Annotated in this window: 17 protein-coding genes; 2 read left to right on the forward strand and 15 right to left on the reverse strand. The window is 50.9% G+C overall.

All coding sequences use genetic code 11. The features are described 5' to 3' along the window. Positions 1-45: 45 nt before the first annotated feature. The 9 genes from B5F87_RS03780 to B5F87_RS03815 all read right to left on the reverse strand — a co-directional run bounded on the left by B5F87_RS03780 (position 46) and on the right by B5F87_RS03815 (position 9,848). Positions 46-2,325, reverse strand: coding sequence for a type IA DNA topoisomerase (locus B5F87_RS03780; RefSeq protein WP_087276991.1), 2,280 nt, complete (start codon positions 2,323-2,325; stop codon positions 46-48). A gap of 129 nt (positions 2,326-2,454) precedes the next feature. Further along, positions 2,455-3,858 carry an APC family permease gene (locus tag B5F87_RS03785; RefSeq protein WP_087276994.1) on the reverse strand — a complete coding sequence of 468 codons (1,404 nt, stop codon included), beginning with the start codon at positions 3,856-3,858 and terminating at the stop codon, positions 2,455-2,457. Between the two features lie 81 nt (positions 3,859-3,939). After that, a complete protein-coding gene (locus B5F87_RS03790; protein WP_087276997.1) occupies positions 3,940-4,290 on the reverse strand; it encodes a P-II family nitrogen regulator in 351 nt (116 codons plus the stop codon). A gap of 85 nt (positions 4,291-4,375) precedes the next feature. After that, complete coding sequence (locus B5F87_RS03795) at positions 4,376-5,152, reverse strand: helix-turn-helix domain-containing protein (protein ID WP_158096942.1); 777 nt, start codon at positions 5,150-5,152, stop codon at positions 4,376-4,378. Between the two features lie 86 nt (positions 5,153-5,238). Next, complete coding sequence (locus B5F87_RS03800) at positions 5,239-6,357, reverse strand: tyramine oxidase subunit B (protein ID WP_087277003.1); 1,119 nt, start codon at positions 6,355-6,357, stop codon at positions 5,239-5,241. 126 nt (positions 6,358-6,483) lie between these two features. Next, positions 6,484-7,611 (reverse strand): FAD-binding oxidoreductase, encoded by a 1,128-nt coding sequence (locus tag B5F87_RS03805; RefSeq protein ID WP_087277006.1) that lies wholly within the window; start codon positions 7,609-7,611, stop codon positions 6,484-6,486. After that, positions 7,604-7,927 (reverse strand): (2Fe-2S)-binding protein, encoded by a 324-nt coding sequence (locus B5F87_RS21140; RefSeq protein WP_204246042.1) that lies wholly within the window; start codon positions 7,925-7,927, stop codon positions 7,604-7,606. Before B5F87_RS21140 ends, B5F87_RS03805 begins: the two co-directional genes overlap by 8 nt. Positions 7,928-7,930: 3 nt before the next feature. Then, a complete protein-coding gene (locus B5F87_RS03810) occupies positions 7,931-9,511 on the reverse strand; it encodes an FAD-dependent oxidoreductase (protein ID WP_204246043.1) in 1,581 nt (526 codons plus the stop codon). Between the two features lie 4 nt (positions 9,512-9,515). Next, on the reverse strand, positions 9,516-9,848 hold the full coding sequence (locus tag B5F87_RS03815) for a (2Fe-2S)-binding protein (protein ID WP_087277009.1): 333 nt from the start codon (positions 9,846-9,848) through the stop codon (positions 9,516-9,518). A gap of 286 nt (positions 9,849-10,134) precedes the next feature. Between B5F87_RS03815 and B5F87_RS03820 the strand changes: the two genes are divergently transcribed. Together B5F87_RS03820 and B5F87_RS03825 are read left to right on the forward strand one after the other, a co-directional pair. Continuing rightward, the gene (locus B5F87_RS03820; RefSeq protein WP_087277012.1) at positions 10,135-10,776 is read left to right on the forward strand and encodes a lactate utilization protein; all 642 of its coding nucleotides are present in this window, start codon (positions 10,135-10,137) and stop codon (positions 10,774-10,776) included. 30 nt (positions 10,777-10,806) lie between these two features. Then, positions 10,807-11,670: a serine hydrolase gene (locus tag B5F87_RS03825; protein ID WP_087277015.1), complete on the forward strand. Its 864-nt coding sequence runs from the start codon at positions 10,807-10,809 to the stop codon at positions 11,668-11,670. Positions 11,671-11,809: 139 nt separating this feature from the next. On the opposite strand, the gene glyA is transcribed toward B5F87_RS03825, so the two are convergent. The 6 genes from glyA to B5F87_RS03855 form a co-directional block, all read right to left on the reverse strand. Continuing rightward, entirely contained in the window at positions 11,810-13,054 is a 1,245-nt protein-coding gene (gene glyA, locus B5F87_RS03830) for a serine hydroxymethyltransferase (RefSeq protein WP_087277017.1), read from the reverse strand. Positions 13,055-13,218: 164 nt separating this feature from the next. Beyond that, complete coding sequence (radA, locus tag B5F87_RS03835; protein WP_087277020.1) at positions 13,219-14,586, reverse strand: DNA repair protein RadA; 1,368 nt, start codon at positions 14,584-14,586, stop codon at positions 13,219-13,221. Between the two features lie 140 nt (positions 14,587-14,726). Continuing rightward, entirely contained in the window at positions 14,727-15,140 is a 414-nt protein-coding gene (locus B5F87_RS03840) for an endosialidase (protein WP_087277023.1), read from the reverse strand. A gap of 195 nt (positions 15,141-15,335) precedes the next feature. Further along, a complete protein-coding gene (locus B5F87_RS03845) occupies positions 15,336-17,780 on the reverse strand; it encodes an ATP-dependent Clp protease ATP-binding subunit (RefSeq protein ID WP_087277026.1) in 2,445 nt (814 codons plus the stop codon). Positions 17,781-17,797: 17 nt separating this feature from the next. Beyond that, positions 17,798-18,175 (reverse strand): GntR family transcriptional regulator, encoded by a 378-nt coding sequence (locus B5F87_RS03850; RefSeq protein ID WP_087277029.1) that lies wholly within the window; start codon positions 18,173-18,175, stop codon positions 17,798-17,800. A gap of 168 nt (positions 18,176-18,343) precedes the next feature. Next, positions 18,344-18,847, reverse strand: a complete 504-nt coding sequence (locus B5F87_RS03855) for a CinA family protein (protein ID WP_087277032.1) — start codon at positions 18,845-18,847, stop codon at positions 18,344-18,346. Position 18,848 lies beyond the last annotated feature (1 nt).

Consider the following 18,848-nt stretch of genomic DNA (forward strand, 5'->3'; position numbering starts at 1 on the left):
ACATAATACTTGACATTTCTATTCTAACAAAGGTTGTGGCGGGAATCAATCAATAAATTCCAGCCTCCACCGGTATCTTCCTGTCTTTTCATCCTTTTCGTAAAAGAAATAAGCGGAAAACTTATTTCCTTTCTTGCTGACACATCCCCGGAATCCGACCTTGCCATGCTCCAGAAGGATCTTCACCATCTCGTAGGACACTTTTTTGCCCAGAGAGGTGATCAGGGAGTCGTTTTTCCAGATGGCAAACTTGCAGCCCTCCCGCCAGCGGGAGCAGCCGAAGGCCTTCTCTGTCTCGATGACGTCCGCCCCGCATTCCGGGCATTTGCCCACCGGGCCGGTGTGAAGAGGCGCCGCGTTGGCCGCATTTCCAAAGGTCTGGTCTTTCTTTATCTCTTCCACAGAGGTCTTCACAAATTCTGTGACAAAATCAAGAAACTCCTTCTTGGTATGTTTCTTTCTCTCGATATCGGAGAGCGTTTTCTCCAGTCTTCCGGTATATTCCAGATCGAAAAGCTCCCGCACCGGGAAGGTCTCCACCAGTTTTGTTCCAAGCTCCGTGCAGGAGAGGCTCTTGCCCTTCGCCTGGATGTACCCGGCGTCTTTTAATTTCTTGATGGTCTCTGCCCGGGTCGCCGGCGTTCCGATGCTGAAACCGCTCAGGATTGCCATCATCATTTCCTGGTCGTCTTTTTCCTCGTATTTTCTGCCGCAGGTCTCCATGACCCGAAGCAGCGTCTTTTCCGTGTGAGGCTTCGGCGGTTTCCGCTCCACCTCATTGACTTCCGCCTTTACCAGACTGACCATATCTCCCTTATTTACTTCCGGGAGCAGCACCTCCTTCGCGTCGATTCCCTCCAGAAGCTTCCAGCCGGGCTCCAGCTGAATCTTGCCCTTTGCCACAAAATGTCCTTTCTGCAGCATTTCCTCCGCGCTCAGCGGCGGCTTGTCCAAGTCGCGGTTTTCGTTCTGCGCAGCGGCGGTCGCAAGATTGACCGTCATCCGCTCTGCTGCTCCGGACGATGCGAAAGCGGCGGCCGGCGGCGTCACGCCCCGCATCTCAAGCTGCAGCACCGTGTCTTCCGCCACCGCCACCGGCATGAACTGTGCCAGGAAGCGGGTGCGGACCGCCTCATAGACGATGCGTTCCGAATCGGTGAGACTTTTGGGCACCATGTAGGTGGGGATGATCGCCGAGTGGCTCTCCACTTTTTTGCTGTCAAAGATCCTCTTTGACGTGTGGAACTTCATCTGATCCTTGTACGGACTGGACTGCTGATGGATTTCCAGCACCTTTTTTGCCTTTCCGATAAGACTCTCGTCCAGAACCACGCTGGCGGTTCGGGGATAGGTGATGAGCTTCTTTTCGTACAGATCCTGTGCCGTTTTCAGGACCCGGTCGGAGGTCCATCCCTTATATTTGCTGGTGATAAATCCCTGCAGATTGGACAGGTTAAACAGATACGGAGCATATTCTTTCTTTTTTGTCACTTTTTTATCCGTGATCTCGGCAGGATGTCCCTGTATCCACTGCTGAAGTCTGCGAAGCTCTTCGGGAGAATCAAATTTTTCATTCTTGTCTACATAATATATGCCTTCAAACTTCTTTTTAGCATCGGTTTCAAAAATACCTTTCAGTTTATAATATTTTGTCACCTTAAAGTCCCGGATTTCCTTGTCTCTGTCATAAATAATCTTCAAGGTCGGCATCAGCACCCGGCCGATATTCAAGAGCCGGCTGTTCTTGCCGCTGCGGCATTTGAGTGTCGCCACCGAGGTCAGATTGATGCCGATGAGCCAGTCGGCGATCTGCCTCCCAAATCCCGCATCCTGCAGCGGCTGCATTTCCTCGTTGGGCTTCAAGCATCCGAGCCCCCGCTGCACTTCCGCCGCCGTCCATTCATTTAACAGGATACGCTCCACCGGCTTGCCGGTTTTTAAATAATTGAGAATCTCGTCGGCAATAATCTGCCCTTCCCGGTCATCGTCCGTGGCGGAAATGATACTCTCCACATCGGACCGCATGGCAAGCTCCTTAATGATATTCATCTGCCGGACCACACCGGCGTCCGGTTTATCTTTATGCTTTCCGTCAGATTTTAATTTATAGCGAAACTCCCCCGGTATGTAAGGAAACTTCTCCATTTTCCAGGATTTCATCTCCGGGTCGTAATCTTTCGCATCGTAAAGCTGCAGCAAATGCCCGAAGGCCCAGGTGATAATATAATCCTGCCCCTCAAAATAGCCGTTTTTCCGGACGGCGTCGGTGGCATCCGCAATGTTTTTTGCGACAGACGGCTTCTCTGCAAGTATTAATTTTTTCATTTACGAACCTCCTGTCATGACTTTTAAGTTATTACTATAGCACATTTTTCCGGTAAATAACAGAAAAAACCTCTCTGCCAAAACATAACGCTGTTTTGACAGAGAGGAAATGAAAGTTTTTTTGAAATTCTATTTGCAGATACCCCGTCGTTTCCGGATCTGATAATACATACTGTTTTCCATAGCCATGACTTTTGGCACCGGAACACTTTTGAACACAGGCATCCGCATCTTATATCTGATCCAGAAGGCAGAGTAAACGGCCAGGATAAGAAAAACAACGCCGGTAATAAGCCAGATGGCATTTCTTTCCGCCGGATCCGTGGAAATGTTCAAAATCATGTAGGCAGTTCCCAGAATGCCGATTACCGGAAATACAGGGCCAAACGGAACCTTAAAGGAACGGGGCGCCTTCGGCAGCCGTTTTCTCAGAATGAGCACGTCAATGTGTGCAAAAATGTACGAGACCATCCAGAAGACAGAGGCAACCAGGATGAAGAAGCTTATGGCGTCTGAAGAATCGCTGCTCAAAAAAGCAAAAAACAGAATCAGAACGCTTACAAACCATACTCCCACATACGGCACATTTTTTTTGTTGGTCTTTGCAAAACACTGAGGCATCATATTCATTTTTGCCATGCCCTGACAGATGCTTGCCAGTCCGTTAATGCCGGAATTCTGGCTGCTGATCAGCGCCAGAGCCGCCACGAAAACCATCCAGATTCTTCCCGGTCCGCCCATCAGATTCTCTCCGTAAAGCATATGCGGCGCAGCGGAATCCGCCAGTTCCGCCCACGGTGTATAGTTGTGAAATCCCAGCACAAGGATGGACTGTACGAGGCAGATGAGCCCCAGCCCCAGAAACATGCCGAGGGGGACATTTCTTTTGGCGTTTTTTACTTCCTTTGAGACCGGAATCACGTACTCCGCGCCGATAAAAAGCCAGAATGCCACTGCTGTCATGGAAACGACAGTCGGCACGTCGATAGTCATGTTCATGGGCTGGCTGACCTTTTCTCCCGTACCAAGCCCAAGGGCGCCGATGATTCCCAAAATCACCATGGACGCAACCATAAGATAGGTTACCACATCCTGCACCTTGGCAAACATGTCCACACCGTTTAAATTGGCGATCAGGAGCACCACCGTCACAATAAATGTATAGGTGATCGTAGGTATGGGAAGAGGGATCACCTCTCCCAGGGCATAGGCAAAAATGGAGGCTTCCACGCCGCAGGATAATACGTTGCAGAAAAGATATCCTCCCACCATGGATATCAAGGTGGGAAAAGGTCCCAGAGCCGCAAGAGTATACTGCGCCAGCCCGCCTGTGGTGTTAGGCATAAGTGCGTTTAATTCCGACAGAGAAGCGATCGTCGTCATATTGAGCAGACAGGCGATCACCATGGCAAGAATAAAAATAACGCCGACAGTTCCCGCGCCCTGTCCGAGGGAAACAAGACAGCTTGTGGCGATAACCAGTCCCACCGATACCGAAATGACGCTTCCCAGTCCCAGTTTTTTTTCTTCCATATGTTTCACTCCTTCCAACAGGGAGAGGCGGCGCCTTTGCAGAAATGACGCGCTTTGCGCCGCATTATCTCCGCTGATCCCTTACAGGGCGTCCACGCCCTCATCGCCGGTTCTCACCCGGATCACATTGTCAATTTTGTAAACAAAGATTTTTCCATCGCCGATATGCCCGGTATAAAGCTCCTGCTTTACAAGTTCCACAATCTCGTCCACTTTTTCTGTTTCCACCACAATGGTAATCTGTTGTTTCGGCAAAAGTTCCATCTCATAATCTTCTTCCACTTCATATTCTCTTGTCCCTTTCTCGATACCGCAGCCCAGAACCTGTGTCACTGTGATTCCCCGCACGCCGGCACGGCTTAAGGCAGCCTTTAAATTCGTAAACTTGGACATTCCTGTAATTATTTCAACTTTTGATAATCTACTGCTCATGGTAAACTCCTCCTCTTTTTGTTTTTTATTCATTGTCATCATGTAAATTGTTGTAATATCAGGCATTATTATTTGATAAATCTATTTATTCCAGCATAGCCGGCGGCGTCTTTGCGGTAATTTCCCGGTAGACCTTTGGCGTTACCCCGGCAAAACGCCTGAACTCACGTATCATATGCGCCTGATCGTAATATCCGCACTCCAGGGCGATCTCTTCGTAACTTTTATCCGCTTTATAATTAATCTGATGCAGTACGTTCTGAAAGCGAATAAATTTTTCAAAAGTTTTCGGCGCAACTCCGTGAACTCTCTCAAAACTCCTTCGTATGTAACAGGCGGAATAGCCGGTTTCTTCCACAAGGGTATCCATCGGCACATTCCCTCCGCTGGCATAGATTCTGGCGCGGACGTACCTCTCCAGCCTGCTCCATCCCTGCTCTTTTCTTTCCCCGTCCAGACGCTTCTCATAGCTTTCCAGAAAAAAACGCGCCTGTTCCTCCAGATTGTGCGCTTCCATAATCTGTTCTGCAAGATTATCTCCATAAGCGTTTCCGGATATCTCGATATCCGCATTGACCAGCTCTTTGGCTGAGAGTCCTTCGGGCAAAAAACACTGTCCCGGCAGAAAACGTACTCCAAAATACCGGCCGTCTGCTTCCAGCGGCCACTCTTTCGCCTGCAGTACCGTTCCCCCGATAAACGACCGAAGCTGATTTCCTTTTTTCTCGAACAGAAGATCCACGCTTCCGTCGGGAACTGCCTGCAGCACATCCGCAGCCTCTTTCAATGAAAATGTATAAAATTGTGCGATGCCAAGGGATTGCTGCAGTATTTTCCTGAAATTATCTGTTCGCAGCGCCATGTACGGCTGCCCCGGCCTGATTTCATATTGATTTTGCATCCTCATAAACTATACCGACGGCCGTGCTGCCTTATACATCCTCTGTCTCATGCCATATCCGGCATGTCCCAGAGTGGCAGTTCTGTGCCGATTCCTTTCTGCAATGCATTTTTGTAGACTGTCTCTCCCCAGGCGATATCTTCCACCGGCATTCCTCCCACAGAATACACAATAATATCATCTTCTGACTGCCGACCCGGATGTTTTCCGGCTATAATATCCGCGATATCTATAATGTCTTCTTTTTGTATTTTCCCTTCGTGGAGCAGATCTGTAAACTTGGATCCGATGATGCCTACCAGTTCATAACTGGGATACGGAAATTCTTCCGCCCAGGCCTCGTACAGTTTGTAATTGTCCACCACGAGTCTGCACTGTCCGGTGAGAAAGGACTCGTCGAATCGTCCGGCGGACGGCATACAGATGAAAGCGCCTTTTTTCACCCATTCTCCGTTGATATAAGGATACTCTGCTTCCTTTGTGCCGGCCGTCGTCGTCATGATGATAATGTCGCTGTCCCTCACTGCTTCCTCTATGGTATCGCAGTTCTCGATCTCTTTAACGCCGGGGCATTCCTTCTTCACATAGTCCTCAAACGCGGCCAGTGATTTTGCGCCTCTTCCTTTTACCTTCACCTTTTGTACGGAAGGACAGGCACAGACGACAGCGTTCAGCGAAGTTCTTCCCATGATTCCCGGTCCTATCACAGCCGCTGTCTTTGCGTTCTTTGGCGCCAGATATCTGGCGCCCACGCCGGGAACCGCTCCCGTCCGGTAAGCGCTCACCAGATTAGCGGACATAAGAGCCAGCGGAGCGCCGGTATCCTTATCGTTCAGCATCATCATCAGAATAGAACGAGGCAGTCCTTTCTTTTTATTTTCCACGTTGGAGCCGTACCATTTCATTCCCGCCATCTGGTATCTGCCTCCAAGATATGCCGGCATCGCCATGAATCGGCGGTCGTCAGCATTCTTTGGCATCCCTGGAAACGCCGGATGATCCGGAAACATAATCTGGGTTCCATGGGAATTATGGTTCATGCCGCCCATCACATAATCTCCTTTATTCAGTGTGAGCAGCATATCTTCCATCACATCCACACATCGTGACATGTCCTTTACGCCCGCTTTTATCATGTCAGGCTCGCTCAAATATAAAAATTTCATGTTTTTCTCCTTCCCGGAAGGACGGCGATTCTTTTATCCAAAAGAAAAATGGCGCCAGAACTTCTTCTGACACCATTGCCGTACTAACCATATCACATTATATTGTATTTGTAAAGAAATATATAGTTATATAACAGGGCGGAACCGGTCATACCGGAAAGCAGACAGGTCCAGAGATGTTTTTTCTCCCGCCGCCATCTGCGCCAGCAGATACCCTGTTACCGGCGCGATGCCGAATCCATGTCCGGTAAACGCGCAGGCTAGTATCATTCCCGGCGCCTCCTCCACCGGACTGATAACCGGCACGCCATCGATACAGACGTCCTCATATCCCGCCCAGGTCCGCACGATCTTGGCGCATGCCAGCTTCGGAATATATCTGAGGATACCCCGGCAGGTGCAGGAAGCGGTGACACTGGAGACAGCCATATGCCCGTTGTCTCTGTTTACCTGCTCAAAACCAGATTCTCCTCCGAAAACAAAAGATCCGTGTTTTGTCTGATGTCCATAAAAGTCTGCACCGGCCGTGCCGAGCATCTGCGCAAACATGGGCGGCTGCGCTTCTGTGACCAGCGCCTCGATCAAAACATTGCTCATGGGAATATCAATGCCGACTGTTGCGGCGATGTCCCGGCTCTCATAACCAGCCGCCAGAATTATCTTGTCTCCTTCATAAATATTATGTTTCGTGACAACCTGCCTTGCCTTCCCTTTTATTTTCCGAATACCCCGCACCTCTTCTCCCGTAATAAATCGGGCTCCCAGCTCCCTGGCCCGCATATAATAGCCGAGAGTAGCCTTTAAGGGATTGGCATGTCCGTCCGTCGGGCAGAAACTGGCGCCTATGACCTCGCCGGAAAGATATGGATTCATCCGGCGCACCTCTTCCCCGTCAAGCATCCGCACGTCGAGGCCGCAGGAGGAGGCTTTTTTTGTCAGGCCCTGAAGAATATTCAGATGCTCTTCTGTTTTCCCCAGCCGGAGATTACCCTCCTGGCAGTATTCCACATCCACTCCCAGTTCCTCAGACAACCCCGGCCACATGTGCTTCACCGCATACATAGCAAGAGGCAGTTCCCTTACGTCCCGTCCGGATTGACGGACGCCGCCGCCGTTTCTTCCGGAACCGCCGTTTCCAATATGGCAGCTCTTTTCCAGTACAATGACGGAAAGTCCTTTTTTTCTCAGATAATAGGCTGCGGCACAGCCGATAATCCCTCCGCCTATAATAATCACGTCAGAATAATCATGCATCCTCTTCCCCTCCTTCCCGGGCGAGCACCCACATTTCCACAGGACGCATGGGCGCTCTGGCGGTGGCAGGCTCCAGCGTGTCAGGCGGCGTCTGCAGCTCTTTTGCCACAATCTGCCGCACCATTCCGCCACAGGTCTGCCCCTGACACAGCCCCATGCCGGTCCGCAGAAAACGGCGGATTTCCGTCAGAGTAAACATTCCCGCGTGAACAGCACGGCGAATTTCTCCTTTCGTAATCTCCTCACAGCGGCAGATGATCCTGTCATCATCAGGTTCCGGAACAAACATACCCGGATCCTTTGTTCTGTCTGTCATCTCTCATACCCCCTTCCGGTAAAAGCGCACCCGCATGGCCATATCTTCCGGTATTTTCAGCGTGACAAGGTTCGTCTTATCAAAAGCCCCGGATGTTTTTACCTGTACAACCTCCGCCTCACAGAGCGGTTCCCCTCTTCTGCCAAGGCCGGTTCCTTTCTCTCCTTTTTCCGGAAGAGGAAGGAATTCATACGGTATAGTCACCGCCGCAAAACCCGGCGCGTAATTCTCCTCCAGAAGAAAGACGGCCTGCCCGGAACAGGAAGCCACACAGAGACCGCAGCCAACGCATTTCTTTGTGTCGTCCACCTGCGGAAGGGCGGTGATATCGTCTCCCACCCGAATACAATGGTGCGGACAGGCGTCCTGACAGGGATTGCATGGAATATTCTGTGTACATTCCATCACCGGATGAATGCCGACAGAGCGGCGCACTCCCGGAAATCGACCGATTTCTTCGTCGCCCACATACCCTTCCTTAAGCAAATGTTCAGACAGCGGGATGCCTTCTTCCGTTGTCATGAGCTTCCGCCCCTTATTTTGCGGCGCAAACATGCCGCGGCGCAGGCTCATGAGCGCTTTTTTCTGACAGCTGATGGCTTCCCTGCATTTTTTTTCGTCCATAAATCCCAGATACGCGGCTGCGGCAAGTCCGGCGATTCTCCCTTCGATCATTGCGGAACTGGCCTCCTCAATGCCTGACACATCGCCCACCGCATAGATACCCGGCACAGAGGTTGCGCCATTTTCGTCACACAGGGGCGTGGTGCCGTCGTGTCCCGTCCGTTCGTCTATGACACAGCCTGCCATCTTGAGAAGCTGCGCCATCGGAGACAATCCCACTGCCAGGCAGATGGTATCCACATCAAAATGTTTCTCTGTCCCCGGAACAAATGCAAAATTCTCATCAACCCGGGCGATGGTGACTCCGGTCACATGATCCGTCCCCTCCGCTTTCACAATGGTATGAGACAGATAAAATGGCACGCCGGTTCTCGCCACCTTAGCTGCGTGTACGCCGTAACCGCCCACGGTCGGCGCGGCATCTGCGAGCGCCGTCACTTCGCAGCCTGCCTGCAGAAGCTGATAACTGACGACCAGCCCCACATTTCCTGTGCCAAGCATCAGCACCTTCCTGCCCGGCCGGATCCCGTGGAGATTCATCATCGTCTGTGCTGCCCCTGCTCCAATGACTCCCGGCAGCGTCCATCCCTCAAAATGCACCATTTTTTCAGCAGCGCCCGTGGCTACGATAACAGAGTCTCCTTTAAAATGCTCCATGGCTCCGCCGATTTTGACGACGACTTCTTTTTCCATGTACAGCCCGGTTACAACAGCATTCAGTTTCACCTCGACTCCCGCCCGGCCGGCTTCTTCCAGAAGCTGCTGTCCAATACGGAATCCCCGGACTTTTGCTTTATGTTCTTTTGAGCCGAAAAATTTATGAATCTGCTTGAAAAGCTGTCCGCCCGGCTTTTCATTTTCATCAAATACAATGACGGACATTCCCTGCTCCGCCGCCTGGACAGCGGCAGATAATCCGGCGGGACCTGCGCCGATAACGATCACATCATAACGTTTCATTGTCTCACTTCCCCTCTTTCTCCGGCGGACGGGCCGATATCCCGTACTGGGTCTCTACCCTCATTCCTTCCTTCAGCGGCGTAACGCAGGTCCGGACATTGGGCACACCGTCCACCACCATCACACAGTCTGTACAACGGCCGATGGCGCAGAAAATACCACGGGGTTCGTGTTTTTTTCTGGTATACCGGTGAATCTGCACGCCGGCCGCCTTCAGCGCCATGGCGACAGGCTCTCCTTCCCGGCCTTCCATCGTCTTTCCGTCATAAGTAAATCTCACTTTTTTTGTTTCTTCTATTTCACCCAGAATAGGGTGCTCCCTGATTCTGTATTCCATTTTGTCCTCCTTTTCTGTCATAGAATGAGGAAAGGAGTCTGCACTTTTTTGTACAGACTCCTTTGCCTTACGCTTTTTTAATTTGTTCTTTCTGTCTTACACAGCCATATTTTAGCAAGAGTCATGCCATCTGTATTGTAAAAAACGATACCAATGTACTGCCCCATTCATTTTGCATCATGATCCGGAATGTAAATAACATAACAGGCTGGTTTTTTCACTCTTTTCAAATACCTTCTTTCTGCGTATAATTTAAATTATAATTATTCTTGAAGGAGGTATATTTATGACACCAAAAGAAACTGCATATACCATTCAGGCTGAACGTGTGATTGGAGAAATGAAACGAAGAAACTTTGAAGCATTTTACTGTCCGACCAAAGAGGACGCTCTCAAAAAAGCCATCTCTCTCATTGAAAAGGGTTCTGTAGTCGGCAGCGGCGGCTCCGCCACTATAAAAGAGATTGGTCTTCTTGATTATGTAATGTCTCATCCGGAAGATTATACATATGTTGACAGATCTCTGGCTAAAAACGATCAGGAAGCCAGAGAATATCATGCCAAAAATATTCTTTCCGACTATTATCTCATGAGCTCCAACGCATTTACCGCCGACGGCCAGCTCATTAATATTGACGGTAACGGCAACCGTGTCAGCTGTCTCTGTTTCGGACCAAAGCATGTGATTATTGTAGTAAGCATGAACAAAATGTGCGCCGACGTGGAGGACGCTTACCGGAGAATCCGTCAGGACGCCTGTCCGCCGAACGCCCTCCGTCTGAATCTTGATACCCCTTGCGCAAAGACCGGATACTGTGCGGAATGCACATCCACCTCTTCTATCTGTGCATCTTTTGTCACCACCCGTATGTCCCGCTATCCGGGCAGAATCAAAGTGATCCTCGTGGGAGAACCGCTGGGATTTTAAAATTATTATTACAGGAAAAGAGGAATATCATTGAACATCGAAAAATTTACCCAAATCGCCGCCCCTCTGGGAGTGCTGGGCGTAAAAATCACACAGTATGACCGGCTGATCGCCGAATGGTACAGCGAGCCGGATATCCGGCGCAACATCTATTCCGCCACCAAAAGCTTCACTTCCTGTGCCGTAGGATTTGCGGTGCAGGAAGGGCTTCTCTCCCTGGATGAGAAACTGACGGACGCCTTTCCGGCAGACCTTCCGGACATAATCAGCGATAATCTGGCAAAAGCCACCGTCCGGGATCTTCTCACTATGTCTCTGGGTGAAGAAAAGCCGCAGCTCATGGCGGAACAGCGGGTTACCTGTCAGGAAGACAACTGGATAAAAATGTCTCTGGCCTTTCCGCTGACTCATGAACCGGGAACCCATTTCCTTTACAGCAATGTGGGACCATATCTTGCCGGTATCCTTGTGCAGCGCAGAGCCGGATGCGACCTGGCTTCTTACCTCACGCCGAGACTTTTTTCACACCTTGGTATCCGAAAGCCCACCTGGGAAACCGACCCTCTCGGATATTCTTTCGGAGCCGGCGGGCTGTTCCTGAGCCTGTCTGAGCTGCATAAATTCGGCCTGTTTTATCTGAACAGGGGAAAATGGAATGGACGGCAGCTTCTCTCGACTGCATGGATCGACGAGAGTACAAGCCAGCAGGGCGCGGGCCCGTACGGCTATCTGTTCTGGCAGGGCAAGTATAATTCCTACCGGGCAGACGGAAAATACTGCCAGTATTCCATGGTGTTCCCGGAGAAAAACGCAGTCATCTCCATGCTCTCCGAATGCCGGGACAGCGAGACACTGATGAGTGCCATTTACGAACAGCTCTGTCCTCAGCTGTAAAATATCTTCGGCTGACACTGGCAATCTCCCATACTTTTCATCAAAAATAAAGCTCTGTCTGCGCAGGATACTTTCCTTGCAGAACAGAGCTTTTTTGTTTGCGCATCAGACTGGCAAAATAATAATTTTAACAGTCCTATTATTTTATGGACGGATATACCGGATATTTCTCGGTCAGTGCTTTGACGATAGCTTTTGCCTCTTCCAGTTTTCCATCGATGATAGTCAGTTTGATAGCCTCGGCAATCTGCACCATATCGTCTTCTTTGAGTCCGCGGGAGGTGACTGCCGGTGTTCCGATACGGAGTCCGCTGGTCACGAATGGAGATTTCGGATCGTTCGGAACCGTATTCTTATTACAGGTGATGTGTACGGAATCCAGTAATTTTTCCATGTCTTTTCCGGTCAGATCCATCTTACGCAGATCAAGAAGCATCAGATGGTTGTCTGTTCCGCCGGAAACAATGTCAAAACCTCTCTCCATCAGGGCATCCGCCAGTATGGAGGCGTTCTTCACGATCTGCTTCTGATATTCTTTGAATTCCGGAGACAGCGCTTCTTTGAAGCAAACAGCTTTGGCTGCGATCACATGCATAAGAGGGCCGCCCTGGATTCCCGGGAAGATTGCTTTGTTGAAGTTATATTTTTTATTTACTTCCTCGCTGGATAAAATGAGTCCGCCTCTCGGTCCGCGAAGGGTCTTATGAGTGGTGGTGGTGGTCACATGGGCATATGGAATCGGACTCTCATGAACTCCCGCTGCCACCAGACCTGCGATGTGCGCCATATCTACCATAAGCACTGCGCCCACTTCGTCGGCAATCTCGCGCATTCTCTTAAAATCAATCTTTCTTGCGTAAGCGCTGGCGCCGGCAATGATCATCTTTGGCTTGCATTCCAGAGCGATAGCTCTTACATTATCATAATCAATATATCCCTGGTCGTTGACGCCGTACGGCACGCAGTGATAGTTTTTGCCGGACATATTAACCGGGCTTCCGTGAGTCAGATGTCCGCCGTGGTCCAGATTCATTCCCATGTAAGTGTCGCCCACGTTCATGACAGCGAAAAATACCGCCATGTTGGCCTGAGCGCCGGAGTGCGGCTGTACGTTGGCATACTCGCATCCGAACAGCTCTTTCGCTCTCTCAATGGCAAGATTCTCTACCACATCCACATACTGGCATCCGCCATAATATCTCTTTGCCGGATATCCCTCTGCATATTTGTTAGTCAGATGGCTGCCCATGGCTGCCATGACCGCCTCAGATACCAGATTCTCAGAAGCAATCAGCTCCAGATTCTCTCTCTGGCGGCCAAGCTCTCCTTCCATTGCTGCTGCCACTTCCGGGTCGGCAGCTTTCACATAGTCAAAACTAAACATTTTTTTCCTCCGTATTTGTTCAATACTCGTTCTCACGGAATCAGACACAGATTCTGTCTGCGCTTTCCGGGGAGCGGCTCATTTTCACGCAATCGTCTTCAAGTATAGCATAGGGCGCGCACAGGCGCAAGGGCGCGTTTGTCATATATCCCGCAGATCAGCATTTATAATATTTCTATCACTTCCCGCACATTGGAAACCCCGTGGATCTGAATCCGGTTCCGAAGGCTGCCCTCCAGCGATTCCTCGTTGGTCTTCGGGATGATGCATCGGGTAAATCCCATCTTGATGGCCTCCGTGAGCCGCTGCTCCACAAAGCTTACGCCGCGGACCTCGCCGGTGAGGCCCACCTCGCCGAAGATCAGCGTGCCCGGGTGCACCGGGAGATTCCTGTAGCTGGAAATCACCGCGCAGATGATACCCAGGTCGATGGCAGGCTCTCCCAGGCGCATTCCTCCCGCCAGGTTCACATAGGCGTCGCAGCCGCCAAGCTGCATGCCTGCCTTTTTCTCAAGCACGGCCAGCAGCAGGTTCATTCTGTTGTAATCAATGCCCACGGAAGTCCGCCGTGGCATATTAAAGCTGGTAGGGGAAACCAACGCCTGAATCTCGATGAGCAGCGGCCGGGTGCCCTCCATGGAGCAGACCACCACAGAGCCGGACGCGTCCAGCGGCCTGCCGTCCAGCATAACCTGAGAAGGATTGGACACCTCGCAGAGCCCTTTCTGTTTCATCTCGAATACTCCGATCTCGTTGGTGGAACCAAACCGGTTTTTGACGCCCCGGAGGATGCGGTACACAGCGTTTTGCTCGCCTTCAAAATACAGCACAGTATCCACCATGTGCTCCAGGGTCTTAGGGCCTGCCACCACACCCTCTTTTGTCACATGTCCCACGATAAACACGGCGATGCCCTCTTCTTTAGCAAGCTGCATAAGAACAGAAGTCACCTCCCGTACCTGGCTGACGCTTCCTGCCGCCGAGGTCACCTCCTCGCTGGACATGGTCTGCACGGAGTCCACCACCACCATATCCGGCTTTCTCTCTCTTAAAAGCTCTGCCGCCACATTGATATCCGTCTCACAAAGAAGAGAAACCTCTTTTTCAAATCCTCCCAGCCGGTCGGCCCTCATTTTAATCTGCTTTAATGACTCCTCACCGGAAACGTACACCACATCTTTTCCTGCGTTGGCCAGATTACGGCAGATCTGCAAAAGCAGCGTGGACTTTCCGATTCCCGGGTCGCCGCCCACCAGAATCAGCGATCCCCTTACAATGCCCCCTCCGAGTACCCGGTTCAGTTCGGGGATCCCGGAATCCATCCGCTCTTCTTCTTCCATGGAAACTTCAAAAAGACCCGTCAGCTTCTGCGCGCGGGCAGTTCCCGCTTTCTTCCCCCTGGACGGAGCCGCCGTCCGCTCTTCCACCAGAGTATTCCACTGGCGGCAGCCCGGGCACTGCCCCATCCATTTGGCAGATTCATATCCGCATTCCTTACAAAAGAAAACCGTCTTTGTTTTTGACTTTGCCATAAAACTTACTCTCCACTTTACATTTTATCCAAAATACAAGGAAAGAATCCCGGCACGAAATATTCTTCCGCAGCAGGATTCTTTCCCATTATCGTTTCATCTCAAAACAGAGCGCCGACATCATGATAAATCGGTCACCCTTATAATTTAATTACGTCGACCTTTACAGTCTCGCCTTCGTTCATCTCGATGCTGAAATCAATCTTTCCTCCGAGGCTGGACTTCATCTTACCGATGTTCGTGTCGTCGATGAACACCTTGTATTCCTTCTCCGGCTCCAGCTCCAGGGTGATATGTATATCGTCCGCTGCCTCCACCTGGAAAACAAGCTGGCGCTCCGTCTCCCTGAAATCATGCACTGCAGAACCCGGAACGGATTCATAAACCACTCCGCCATTCTTCTCCAGGCGGGTAATCTCCTTAAATGTCTTCACCTTGTATACAGAATCCTGGAACTTGAAATCTGCCAGCTTGGTCTTAGCCTCCAGACTGTAGTCACCAAAACTAATACTGCCGTTCGCTTCTGTTCTCAGTAATTCTTTTACGTTAGCCATAATTATCCTCCTACCTGCGACGAAAGGGAAACGCGATCTCTTTTGCATCTCCCCTCGTCTCATTTATCTAACAGCTTACAGTTATCTTTATTATACAGGAAATATACACTTTTGCAAAGATTCATTTTCACAAGAATGTCAGTATTCTGCAAATCTAATGTCCTCTTGCAGGTCCGGACACTCCCGCTTCGGGTATCACTCCTCGATGACCACTTTGCCGTCCTTAATTCCCAGTGTGATCTGGCTGCCGGTCTTGATATGTCCGAGCAGGAACTCATCCGCCAGATAATCCTCCAGCTCATTCTGGATGGTCCGGCGGAGCGGACGGGCGCCGTACTGCGGATTGTAGCCCTTCTCAAGAATGTAATCTTCCACTTCTTCCGTCACAGACAGATGGAATCCCGGTGCTTTCTCCACCCGGTCAGACAGTTCCTTGATGAGCAGGCGGACAATCTTCTTCTGCTGTTCTTTTTCCAGGGTGTGGAAGACCACGATGCCGTCGATACGGTTCAGGAATTCCGGCTTGAAGATCTGTTTGACCTCTTCCATCACCCGGTTTTTCATGCGTTCATGATCCTGGGCCGCGTCGGTCTTCGTGGTGAATCCCAGATTCTTCGGCGCCATGATCCGCTGCGCGCCTGCATTGGAAGTCATGATGATGACCGTGTTCTTAAAGTCCACTCTCCGTCCGTTGGAATCGGTGATCTGTCCGTCGTCAAGCACCTGCAGCAGGATATTGAACACATCGCCGTGGGCCTTCTCGATCTCATCGAAGAGCAGGACAGAATACGGGTGCCTGCGCACCTGCTCGCTGAGCTGTCCGCCCTCCTCATATCCCACATATCCAGGAGGGGAACCAATGAGCTTGGAGACGCTATGCTTCTCCATATATTCGGACATATCGACCCGGATCATGGCGTTCTCATCACCAAAGAGGGCTTCCGCCAGCGCCTTGGAAAGCTCGGTCTTGCCCACGCCGGTCGGTCCCAGGAACAGGAAGGAACCAATCGGCCGTTTCGGATCCTTCATGCCGACCCGTCCTCTCTTGATGGCTTTGGCAAGGATTGTCACCGCCTCATCCTGACCGATGACACGTTTCTTCAGTTCCGATTCCAGAGACAACAGTCTCTGGGACTCGGTCTGTCCGATCTTCGTCACCGGAATCTTTGTCCAGGCAGATACAACGCCGGCCACATCATTTTCCGAAACAGTGATATTTTTGGACTCTTTCTCTTTATCCCACTGCTCCTTCAGTTCTTTTGCCTGCGCCTGCGCCTTCTGCTGCTTGGTATTATTGAGCTTCGCCTTGCGGATATTGCCCTCCATAAGAGCCTCTTCCTTCCGCAGGCTGAACTTCTTCGCCTCTTCCTCTGCCTTTTTAAGCGCATCCGGCATGGTAAACAGGCCGACCTTCTTTCTGGAGGCCGCCTCATCCATCACGTCGATGGCCTTGTCCGGCAGGAAACGGTCGCTGATATATCTCTGGGACAGAGCCGCCGCCGCCTCAAGAGCCGCGGAAGTATAGCGCACATGATGGTGCTTCTCAAACTTCTCCTTCAGTCCCTTCAGAATGGCAACAGTCTCCTCCACCGTCGGCTCCTCCACGGTAACCGGCTGGAATCTCCGCTCGAAAGCGGCGTCCTTCTCGATATATTTGCGATATTCCTCGCTGGTGGTGGCTCCGATCAGCTGAAGCTCCCCTCTGGCCAGGAACGGCTTTACTATATTGGAAGCATCGATGGCTCCCTCTGCGCCGCCGGCGCCGATCATCGTATGAATCTCATCCACAAACAATAAAATGTCTCCCCGGTCCATCACTTCCTGCAGAAGACCTTTGATTCTCTCCTCGAACTCGCCCCGGTACTTGGAGCCGGCGATCAGTCCCGGCAGATCGAGAGTCATCACTTTCTTGCCCTTAAGCATCTCCGGCACTTCTTCCCGGACAATCCACTGAGCCAGTCCTTCCACAATAGCGGTCTTGCCGACGCCCGGCTCTCCCACCAGACACGGGCTGTTCTTTGTTCTCCGGCTGAGAATCTGAATCACCCGCTGCAATTCTTCCTTACGGCCGATGATCGGATCCAGTCTGCCATCACGCGCCTTCTCTGTCAGATCCTCACAGAAAGCCTCGGTCATGGAGGACTGTCTGCGGTTCTTTCGCTGTCCGGTCACTGTCTGATATTCCTTCTGCGCCCTTGACGCATCCACCCCTAATGTCACCAGGATATCCACGTAAATACGCTTGAGATTCACATTGAGACCCTTTAAGAGACGGATAGCAATGCAGTCAGTCTCCTTCAAAATGGCAAGAAGAATATGCTCCGTGCCGATCTTCTCCGCGCGGAATCTTCCGGCTTCCAGGGCGCTGCCTTCCAGAATCTCCTCCGCCTTCGGACTGTATCCGATGAACGCGGTCTTTTCATTATCTCCAAGGGCTGCCGACTGGCCGAGCACCGCATCAAAAAATGTCTCATAACTGACGCCGTTTTCTGTCAAAATTCTTCCCGCAAGGGAATCCTCCTGGGAAAGCAGCCCCAGCACAAGATGCTCTGTCCCGACATATTTCTGCCGGCAGGACTTCGCGTCTTCCTGTGCCCTCTCCAGAGCACGGGACGCATAAATGTTATATTCTCTATTCATAAAAACCTCACTTTATCTCACAATAAATGAAATGTATCATACATTTCTCCTACAATCTGCTTCATTTCTTCTTTGGTAATCTCCTTGCATATGGCCTGGGCGACGATCATCTGCATGTAACTGTTAATCTTTTCAAGTTCGGCCTCCTTACGGTTTCTCTCCACAGATACAATAGCGCCTTTCCTGCGGTCAAGCTTCAGATACCCCTCCTCCCGGAGGATCGCATATGCCTTATTAACGGTGTGCATGTTCACTCCAAGGTCCTTTGCCAGGCTTCTCACCGATGGCAGCGAATCTCCGTCATGGAGTCTGTCCTGCGCAATCTCCATCACAATCTGATTGCGAAGCTGTATATATATGGCCTCCGGACTGTTAAAATCTATCTCTATCAGCATGCTTTCACCCTTTCATTTGTAAACTGTCTGTGTTATATAGACTATATCAATTAGCGCAAAAAATCAAGAAAAAAACGCATAGAAGACAGCTTTTTGTTTTTACAAAACCAGTTGTTCCAATGCGTTTCTTTTTCCTCGTTTTCTCCATATATTGTTTGACTGCCTGTCTTATTCTGATGACAGAATCTGACAGTACAGAATATCCAGCGCTTCCTTTGCGGCAGCCTGACGGATCGCCGTCCGGTCTCCTCCGTAAAAACACCTTTTCACGATAGTTTTTCCTTCTACGGTGCAGCCGATGTAGACAAGCCCCACCGGTTTTTCTTCTGTACCGCCGTCTGGTCCGGCAATACCGGTCACTGCGATCGCGGCATCCGCTCCCGCTGCTTTTGCCGCTCCTTCCGCCATCTCAATGGCGGTTTGCCGCGATACCGCGCCGTACTGACGAAGAGTTTCTTCTTTCACCCCGAGCAGTTTCACCTTCGCCTCGTTGGAATAGGTAATATAGCCTTCTTTATACACTTCCGAGATGCCTGCGGCGTTGACCAGCGTTCCTGCGATCAGTCCTCCTGTACAGGATTCTGCCGTGGTGACAGTGAGCTTTCTGTTCTTTAAAATACGTTCTATCTTTTTTTCCACCGGTATCTCGACGATTCTTCGGCCTGAGCTCATA

It is taken from the genome of Eubacterium sp. An3 (genome assembly GCF_002159465.1).
Classification (GTDB): domain Bacteria; phylum Bacillota; class Clostridia; order Lachnospirales; family Lachnospiraceae; genus Anaerobutyricum; species Anaerobutyricum stercoris.